This window comes from Vibrio sp. 378, from assembly GCF_033339435.1.
In genome coordinates, this window is the sequence record NZ_JAWOUO010000446.1 from 1 (window position 1) to 759 (window position 759).

Below are 759 nucleotides of genomic sequence, written 5' to 3' on the forward strand. Positions count from 1 at the left end.
GTAGTAATGAACTTTCGTTGTTTTATTGATAAGTCTTTTTAAAACATTTGGTTATGAATGTGTTCGTTTGTGTTTTTAGGCGATAAACACGACGTTGAATTTATTTTTAAGTTTTTAATACATGTCGGCACAGTAGGGTTGCATATTTGTTGCTCAGTATTTAGAGGCAGAAAGAATAGTGAAATGATTAGAGTTCAAATCTGTGTTTGGAAGAAGCAAACATAACATGATGAGGTAAGCAGAAGTCTTAGCGTTATCTGTTGCTTATGCTAAATCGAGATGATATTGATCTGGTTACTTTAGGCAACGCATGGAATAAAGAATGGAAGCCGAGCAGTTAGAAGTACTCAATTTCATTAGCCAACATCCTCCTTTCGATGAACTGCCAGAAGAGCAGTTAAAAAAAATCGCCATTCATGCAGAAGTGGCGTATTTCCGTCAAGGTACCGACATCCTCAAATTTGGCGATACGATTCGCGATTTGTATATGGTGCGCAGTGGTGCAGTAGAGATTTATCGACGCAAAGGTGAACTTTATAACCGTATTGATGCTGGTGGCCTGTTCGGGCAAATGGGGTTGCTCATGAACAACCGCGTTCGTATGCCAGCAAAAGCGATTGAAGACACCTTGGTGTATTGCATTCCTGAGAACATCTTCAACGAACTTTGCGACGAGTTTGAAAACTTCGCGGATTTTATGGAGCTTGAAGATAGCGCTCGGCTTCGCAATGCGATCTCTAGTCGCTCCGATGGCAATGA

The 759-nt window shown here is 40.7% G+C and carries 1 protein-coding gene; it reads left to right on the forward strand.

The annotated features are described in order from the left end of the window. Positions 1-322 precede the first annotated feature (322 nt). On the forward strand, positions 323-759 hold a 437-nt coding region (locus R7Q48_RS26850; RefSeq protein WP_318133286.1), incomplete at its 3' end, for a Crp/Fnr family transcriptional regulator.